The 7,016-nt window shown below is 68.6% G+C and carries 7 protein-coding genes; all 7 read right to left on the minus strand.

Going from position 1 to position 7,016, the window contains the following annotated elements:
- Positions 1-106 precede the first annotated feature (106 nt).
- The 7 genes from ACWELQ_RS33020 to ACWELQ_RS33050 are packed head-to-tail and all read right to left on the minus strand — an operon-like array spanning position 107 to position 6,922.
- Positions 107-694 (minus strand): TetR/AcrR family transcriptional regulator, encoded by a 588-nt coding sequence (locus ACWELQ_RS33020; protein WP_452400956.1) that lies wholly within the window; start codon positions 692-694, stop codon positions 107-109.
- Positions 695-748: 54 nt separating this feature from the next.
- Positions 749-1,543 carry an ABC transporter ATP-binding protein gene (locus ACWELQ_RS33025; protein WP_452400957.1) on the minus strand — a complete coding sequence of 265 codons (795 nt, stop codon included), beginning with the start codon at positions 1,541-1,543 and terminating at the stop codon, positions 749-751.
- Entirely contained in the window at positions 1,540-2,535 is a 996-nt protein-coding gene (locus ACWELQ_RS33030; RefSeq protein ID WP_452400958.1) for an ABC transporter ATP-binding protein, read from the minus strand. The genes ACWELQ_RS33025 and ACWELQ_RS33030 overlap by 4 nt, the downstream gene beginning before the upstream one ends.
- Positions 2,532-3,395: an ABC transporter permease gene (locus ACWELQ_RS33035; RefSeq protein WP_452400959.1), complete on the minus strand. Its 864-nt coding sequence runs from the start codon at positions 3,393-3,395 to the stop codon at positions 2,532-2,534. Before ACWELQ_RS33035 ends, ACWELQ_RS33030 begins: the two co-directional genes overlap by 4 nt.
- The gene (locus ACWELQ_RS33040; RefSeq protein WP_452400960.1) at positions 3,395-4,342 is read right to left on the minus strand and encodes an ABC transporter permease; all 948 of its coding nucleotides are present in this window, start codon (positions 4,340-4,342) and stop codon (positions 3,395-3,397) included. Before ACWELQ_RS33040 ends, ACWELQ_RS33035 begins: the two co-directional genes overlap by 1 nt.
- 1 nt (position 4,343) lies before the next feature.
- A complete protein-coding gene (locus tag ACWELQ_RS33045; protein WP_452400961.1) occupies positions 4,344-5,993 on the minus strand; it encodes an ABC transporter substrate-binding protein in 1,650 nt (549 codons plus the stop codon).
- A 32-nt stretch (positions 5,994-6,025) separates the two neighbouring features.
- A complete protein-coding gene (locus ACWELQ_RS33050; protein WP_452400962.1) occupies positions 6,026-6,922 on the minus strand; it encodes a nitrilase-related carbon-nitrogen hydrolase in 897 nt (298 codons plus the stop codon).
- Positions 6,923-7,016 lie beyond the last annotated feature (94 nt).

The raw sequence follows: 7,016 nt of genomic DNA on the forward strand, positions 1-7,016 counted from the left end.
AAGTACGGCGACGAGCGCCGCACCAAGATCATCGCGGCCGACGGCGACGTGCAGGACGAGGATCTGATCGCCCGCGAGGACGTGGTCGTGACGATTCCGGGACCGGCTAGGGCCCGAGTTCGGCGATGAGCGCGCCGCGCAGCAGTTTTCGGGCCTGTTCGAGTTCCAGCGAACCGCTCAGCCAGCGCATGCTGAGCCCTTCGATGAGCGCGGTGAGGCGGTCGGCGGCCTCGTCGGCGGACACCGTCATCGCGACGGTGCCGCGCTGCTGCGCGGTGCGGATGAGGCCGCCGATGTCGTCGGTCCAGGCTTGGGTCGAGGTGCGGAGTTGATCGCGCAGTTCGGGCTGGAAGACCGCGCTGGCCCGCAATTCGCCCCAGGCCGTGCTGTTCTCGATGACGACCGCGGTGTCCTGGAACTCGGACAGCAGCGTTTCCTCGAGGTGGCGGCGCGGATCGGCGTCGGGGTCCGCGGTGCTGTCGGTGTACTGCTCGGCGCGGGTGGTGATGAAATCGAGGGTGCTCGAGACCAGGCCCGCGCGGTCCTGGAAGTGGTAGTAGATCAGCGCCGTCGAGACTCCGGCCGCCTTGGCGAGCGCGTCGACCCGTAGGCCCCGCACACCGTGCTGGGCCACGACTCGGACTGCGGCTTCGAGAATGTCGTTGCGGCGACGGGACATACGCTCTCTTTCCACGATCTCGCATGATGCGACAGCGATAGACGATACCGCGTGATATTGACCAATTCTTCAGTCAGGCAAGGGTCGTCGGCTCGGAGTCCAGCCGGGACGAGGCACGCTGGCCAGCAGCGCACGGGTATAGGAGTGCTGGGGATCGGCGAGCAGATCGGCGGTGCGGCCCGACTCGACCACCCTGCCCTTGCGCATGACCAGGCTGAATTCGGTGACCTGGCGGACCACGGCCAGATCGTGGGTGATGAAGACGTACGAAATACCGGTCGCCGCACGAACATCGGCGAGCAGGTTGAGCACCTGCGCCTGGATCGAGACATCGAGCGCGGCCACGGCCTCGTCGAGTACCAGGACCCGGGGATCGGTGCCCAGCGCGCGGGCGATGGCGACGCGCTGGCGTTGCCCGCCCGACAGCTGAGCGGGCAGCGAGGACAGCAGCCGCTCGTCCAGCGACACCATCTCGGCGAGCTCGTCCACGCGTTCCCGCACGGCGGTGGGCGAGCCCGGCCGGTGCAGTCCGATGGCTTCGGTGAGCGCGTGGCGGATGGTGCGGCGCGGGTCGAGGCTGGAATACGGGTCCTGGAAGACGATCTGGACCTCACCGGCGCGCACCCGCCGGGCGCGGGTGGACCGCGAGGGATGCGAACGGTCGTTGCCGCAGCAGGTGATGGTGCCCGAGCTCGGCTGTTCGAGGCCGAGCACCATCCGCGCCACCGTGGTCTTCCCGGAACCGGATTCGCCGACGATGCCCAGCGACGACCCGGCGGGAAGTTCGAAACTGACATCGTCGACGGCGGTGAACGCGCCGAAGTGCTTGGTCAGATTCCGCACGCTCAGTATCGGATTCGTCATACGCCGACTCTCTTCAGTTCGTCGCGGAGTTCGAGGCTGCGCAGGCAGCGCACCGCGCCGTCGGCCTCGCTGTGCAGCGAGATCGGCCCGGAGGCGGTGCATTCGGGCCGCCGATGCGGACAGCGGTGGGCGAAGCCGCAATTCGCGTCGGCCTGCCAGGCGCCGATGGGCTGGCCGGGGATGACGCTCAGCCGGGGTGTCGGGTGGTCGAGGTCCGGGCGGGCGCGGGCCAGAGCGGCGGTGTAGGGATGCAGCGGATCATGGTGCAGCCGTGCGGAACTCTGGGATTCCACGATCTGACCGGCGTACATGACGGCGGTACGGTCACAGACGGCCGCGGCGAGATCGAGGTCGTGGGTGATGAACAGCAGGGCGACCCCGGCGTCGCGGCGCAGTTCGTCGAGGATCGCCATCACCTCGGACTGGGTGGTGACGTCCAGGGCGGTGGTGGGTTCGTCGGCGAGAATGAGTTTAGGCTTGCCGAGCAGGGCCGCCGCGATCATCACGCGCTGCAGCATGCCGCCGGACAGATCGCCCGGATACTGCCGCAGCCGGCGCGCGGTGTCGGTGATGCCGACGGCCGACAGCACTTCCTGCGCTCGCCGGGTCGCCTCGTCCCGGCCGACGCGGTCCACCGAGCGCAACTGCTCGGTGAGGAAGTCACCGATGCGCCGCACCGGATTGATGGCGACACGCGGGTCCTGGAAGATCACGGCCATGTCGGTGCGGGCCCGCCGCAGGGCCTCACCGCGCAGGCCGAGCAGATCGTGGTCACCGAGCCGGATATCGCCGGTGGTGGTCGCGCCGTCCGGCAGCAGACGGGCAATGGCCTTGGCGGTCAGGGACTTTCCCGCCCCTGACTCGCCGACGAGGCCGAGCGCCTCGCCCCGATCGATGGTGAACGAGATGTCGCGCAGGACTTCCCGGCGCTGCCCCCTCACGCGCAGCGTCAGCCCGAACTCGCGCACGGCGAGCAGTGGGGTTGTGGTCATCGCGATTCCCTCGCATTCCGATCGTTGAGCCGTTCGCCCAGCACGTTCACTGCGACGACGACCAGCACGAGCACTGACCCGGCAGCCAGTGACTCGGCGGGATAGCCTTGCAGCACACCGGTTTTCCCCTCGGCCGCCATGACACCCCAATCCGCCCGCGGCGGTTGCACGCCGAGGCCGAGGAAGGAGATGGCGGCCAGATCCAGTGCCGCCCAGCCGAACAGGATGGTGGCCTGCGCGACCAGCAGCGGGGCGATGTTCGGGACGATGTGCCGCACGCAGATCGACCACGCGGAGCAGCCCTGCACCTCCAGGGCTTCGATATACGGCAGCGCGCGTTCCCGCAGTGCCGCACCGCGAATGACGCGCACGACATACGGCGTGTACGCGACCGCCAGAGAGATCGCGGCCGACCATTGACTCGGGCCCGCGATGGCGGCGGTCAGCACCGCCAGCAGCAGACCGGGGAAGGCGAAGACCAGGTCCGAGCCCGAGGAGATGAGATTGTCGATCCAGCCGTGCCGCCAGCTCGCCACCACCGCGAGCAGCGTCCCCGCCGCCACCGCGAGCACCACGACGATGAGCGCGCCGAGCATGGGCGATCGCGCACCGACCAGCACTCGCGAAAATAGGTCCCGCCCTTGGGAATCGAAGCCGAGCAGATGCCCGCCGCCCGGTCCGACGAAGGCATTCGCGAGATCGCTCTGGTCGGACGGGTAGGGCGCGAGCAGCGGCCCGAAGACCGCCACGATGGCGGCGAGCACGATGACGACCGCGCTCGCGTAACCGATCCAGCCGATGCCGGACAGGCGGCGGGCCAGCCGCACGCCCGGCCGGGTCAGGGTCATGGTCGTCGTCATCAGGCCGCCGCCGTTCCGAGCGCCACTCGCGGATCCAGGCGTGCGTAGAGCAGGTCGACCAGCGCGTTGACGATGACGAAGGCCGCCACCATCAGCAGCGAGATCGCCTGCACCACCGCGAAATCCTTGCTCGCGGCGGCGTTCACCAGGGTCGATCCCAGACCGTTGAGGCTGAACGCCTCCTCCACGATCGAGACCAGCACGATAAGCGTGGCGATGGTCAGCCCCGTCACCGTCACGATGGGAATCGACGCGTTGTGCAGCACGTGGCGGCGCAGGATGGCCGTGCGCGGGATGCCGCGGCTGATCGCGGTCTGCACCCGTTCGCTGTCCGCCTCGGCCCGCACCGAGGCGCGGGTGACCCGCGCCACCAGCGCCAGCGCACTACCGGCCAGGGCGACCGCGGGCAGAGTGAGATGCCACAGCTGATCCGAAAACCCTTGGCCGCCGCCGAGAGCCGGGAACCAGCGCAGATCGACCGCGAACAGGCTGATCAGCAGCAGGGCGGCGACGAACGACGGCAGCGCCGACAACACCGTGGTCAGCAGCAACGCGACGGTGTCGACGAGGCCGGGCTTGAGCGCGCTCAGCACGCCGATGCCGATGCCGAGCACGATCACGATCACCGCGGCGTACCCCACCAGCTCGATGCTGGTGGGTGCGCGCTGCGCGATGAGCGTGCCGACATCCTGGCGGCTGGTGGTCGAATAGCCGAAATCACCGTGCAGTGCCGAGCTGAGCCAGTGCCAATACCGTTGGGGCAGTGGCTGGTCGAGGTGATAGCGGGCTTCCAGGACCGCCCGCGCCTCCGGCGTGAGCTGGCGGCCGCCGCTCAGCACCGAGATCGGGTCTCCCGGTGCGAGATACAGCGCGCCGTAGATCGCGAGGCTCGCCGCGAACATGGTGCCCAGCAGCAGGGCGAGCCGTCGGAGCAGGAAGCGGGCCATCTCAGCTCCCCGCCGCGCCGAGCATGGCCAGCGCCGGTGATTGCATGTAGGAGAACGAGGTCGGGATGCCGGTGAGCTTCTTGCTGAGCGCGAGGAACGTCACCGGGTGCGCGACCGGGATCCACGGCAGATCCGACATGACGATCTTGTCGGCCTCGACGACATCCGCGGCGCGACGGGCCGGGTCGGCTTCCGCCCGCGCCTTGTTCAGCCAGTCGGTGAGGGCGGGGTTTTCGTAGCCCGAGTAGTTCTGATTGTGGTTGGGCAGTACGTATGTCGAGATCAGCGCGGCCGGATCGGCGTAGTCGCCATAGGTCGTCGTGCTGAACGCGTCGACGCCCTCACGCGCCTTGGGATCGGTGAAGAAGTTGATGTAGTTCTCCGGCGAGACGTTGTAGAGGGTGGCGTGCAGGCCGATCGCGTTGGCGACCTCCAGCCAGGCATTGGACATGGTCGCCACCGTCGCCATCCCGCTGGAAGTGCCGATGACCAAGGGCTTTCCGGTCGCGCCCGCCTCTTGGATCAGGCGTTTGGCCTCGTCGAGATCACGCTTGACCTCCGGCGCGGCATTCCACGCGGCGGTGAAGGTGTCCTTGGCGTAACCCCAGGTGCCCGGATTGGTGGAGGTGCGGGGTTCCAGGGCGTTGCCCGCGTAGACCGCGCTGATGAAGCTGCGGCGGTCGAAGGCCATCGACAACGCGCGCCGGACCCGCACGTCACCGAGCACCCCGGTGAGTTTGGCCGGAATGAAGAATTCGCTCTCGAGCGTCGGCCCGAGCTTCACCGACACCGTCCCGATGTGCTGGAGCTGGTTCACATTCGAGGTATCGGTGACATAGCTGCCGTCGATCTCGCCGGTGGTCAGTCCGGTGGTGAGCGTCGCCGCGTCCGAGATGCCCCGGAAGGTCAGCTCTTTGGTGAGCGGCTTCAGGCCGGTGTCCCAATAGTGGGGGTTGGCGGTCACTTTCAAGGTGTCGCCCGCGGTCCACTTGGACAGCTGGTAGGCCCCGGTGCACATCGTTCCGCCTTCGGGCGTACCGAATTTCGCGCCCGCCTGCTCCGCGAAGCTCTTCTCCACCACGATGCCCGGCATGGCCGACAGCTCGCCCGGCAGCCAGTAGTCGGGTTGGGTCAGGGTGATGACCACCTGGTCGGGGCCCTGGGCGGTGATCTTGTCGACGCGGTCGAACACGGTGCCGTAGAAGCCGCCCAGCGACGGATCGCGGTGGCGGTTGAGGCTGTAGACGACATCGTCGACGGTGAGCGGTTTGCCGTCCCAGAACGTGACGCCCTTGCGGATCGTCAGCGCCAGCGAGGTCGGCGACTGGTAGCGGTAGTCGCTGGCGAGACCGAAATCGACACTGCCGTCCGGCTTTTGGCGCAGCAACGCATCGCACATGGTGGCGACGACGGTGTTCTCCGGATAGTCGAAGGCCATCGCGGGATCGACGGTGGTGGGGTTGCGGTACAGCGCCCAGGTGGCGGAGTCCACGCCGTGCGCGGCGGCGGGCGTCGTCGGGGAGAGGTTGAGCAGTGCGCCGGTGTCATTGGCGGGCGGGGTGGCGGTGGGAGCCCGCCCGGCGCATCCGGTGGCGACGGCGGCTACGCAGAGGGCCACCAGGGTGGCGCGAATTCGACTGTTTCTGAGCATGATCGGACCTGATTTCGAGCGGGGACGGGTATTCAGGGAGTCGTGGGCGGGAGGGGGGCGGTCAGGACGTCGTAGGCGGCCGGGCGGCGGGTGGCGAAGAATCCGAACGAGAGCCAGTCGCGGCGCTGATCCAGGTCCAGATCCGCGACGAGCACGGTGTCGCGGTCGCGCGGGGCGCGCACCAGGGTGCGGCCGTAGGGGTCGCAGATGAAGGACGAGCCGTAGAAGGTGAGACCGTCCTCGTGGCCGATGCGATTGACCACCACCATGAAGGTGGCGTTGGCCAGGCCGTTGCCGGTGATCATCCGATGCCACAGCGGTTCGGTGTCGAAGTCGGCGGGCTCGGGTTCGCTGCCGATGGCGGTCGGATACACCAGGATCTCCGCCCCGCCCAGGGAGTAGGCGCGGGCGAGTTCCGGAAACCACTGATCCCAGCAGGTCGGAAACCCGAAGTTCGCACCCGCCGCCTCGATGACCGGGTAGCCGCTGTCACCGGGGTCGAAGTAATGGTCCTCGTGATAGCCGGGAAAGGCCGGGATGTGCAGCTTCCGAGTGCGGGCGAGCAGGCTGCCGTCCGGGGCGACGAGGATCGCGGTGTTGAAGCCGCGGCCGGTGGCGCTGTGCTCGTAGAGCGAGGCGTGCACGTGGACGCCGTGGGCGATCGCCTGCTCGCGGGCGAAGGCGGTGGTGGGGCCGTCCGGGATGCGCTCGCGATACGCGGGGGCGTCAGGGTTGTCGGGGACGGTGGCGAAATAGGGGCTGAGGGTGAGCTCCTGCAGGCAGACGACCTCCGCGCCGAGGTCCGCGGCGCGCCGAATCCCTTCGGCGAGAACGGCGGTGTGCTCGTTCGGGTCGGCATGCCAGGAGGTCTGCACCGCGCCGATACGCAAGGCCGGTCGGGTGGCGGAGGTCCGCCGCGCGGGCGACATGCCCTACGAGTTGCACGGTCACGGTGCCCGTTCGCCGATCTGTCTGGGCGCGGATGCTTTTCACACCCCTCCCGAGCTGATCACCCGCGCCGCC

This window comes from Nocardia sp. NPDC004722 (genome assembly GCF_053601505.1).

Excerpts from the sequence above, each read along its gene's own strand:
- ACWELQ_RS33030 (WP_452400958.1), bottom strand. The coding sequence starts at position 2,535 with ATGACCACAACCCCACTGCTCGCCGTGCGCGAGTTCGGGCTGACGCTG.
- ACWELQ_RS33050 (WP_452400962.1), bottom strand. The coding sequence starts at position 6,922 with ATGTCGCCCGCGCGGCGGACCTCCGCCACCCGACCGGCCTTGCGTATC.
- ACWELQ_RS33035 (WP_452400959.1), bottom strand. The coding sequence starts at position 3,395 with ATGACGACGACCATGACCCTGACCCGGCCGGGCGTGCGGCTGGCCCGC.
- ACWELQ_RS33040 (WP_452400960.1), bottom strand. The coding sequence starts at position 4,342 with ATGGCCCGCTTCCTGCTCCGACGGCTCGCCCTGCTGCTGGGCACCATG.
- ACWELQ_RS33045 (WP_452400961.1), bottom strand. The coding sequence starts at position 5,993 with ATGCTCAGAAACAGTCGAATTCGCGCCACCCTGGTGGCCCTCTGCGTA.
- ACWELQ_RS33025 (WP_452400957.1), bottom strand. The coding sequence starts at position 1,543 with ATGACGAATCCGATACTGAGCGTGCGGAATCTGACCAAGCACTTCGGC.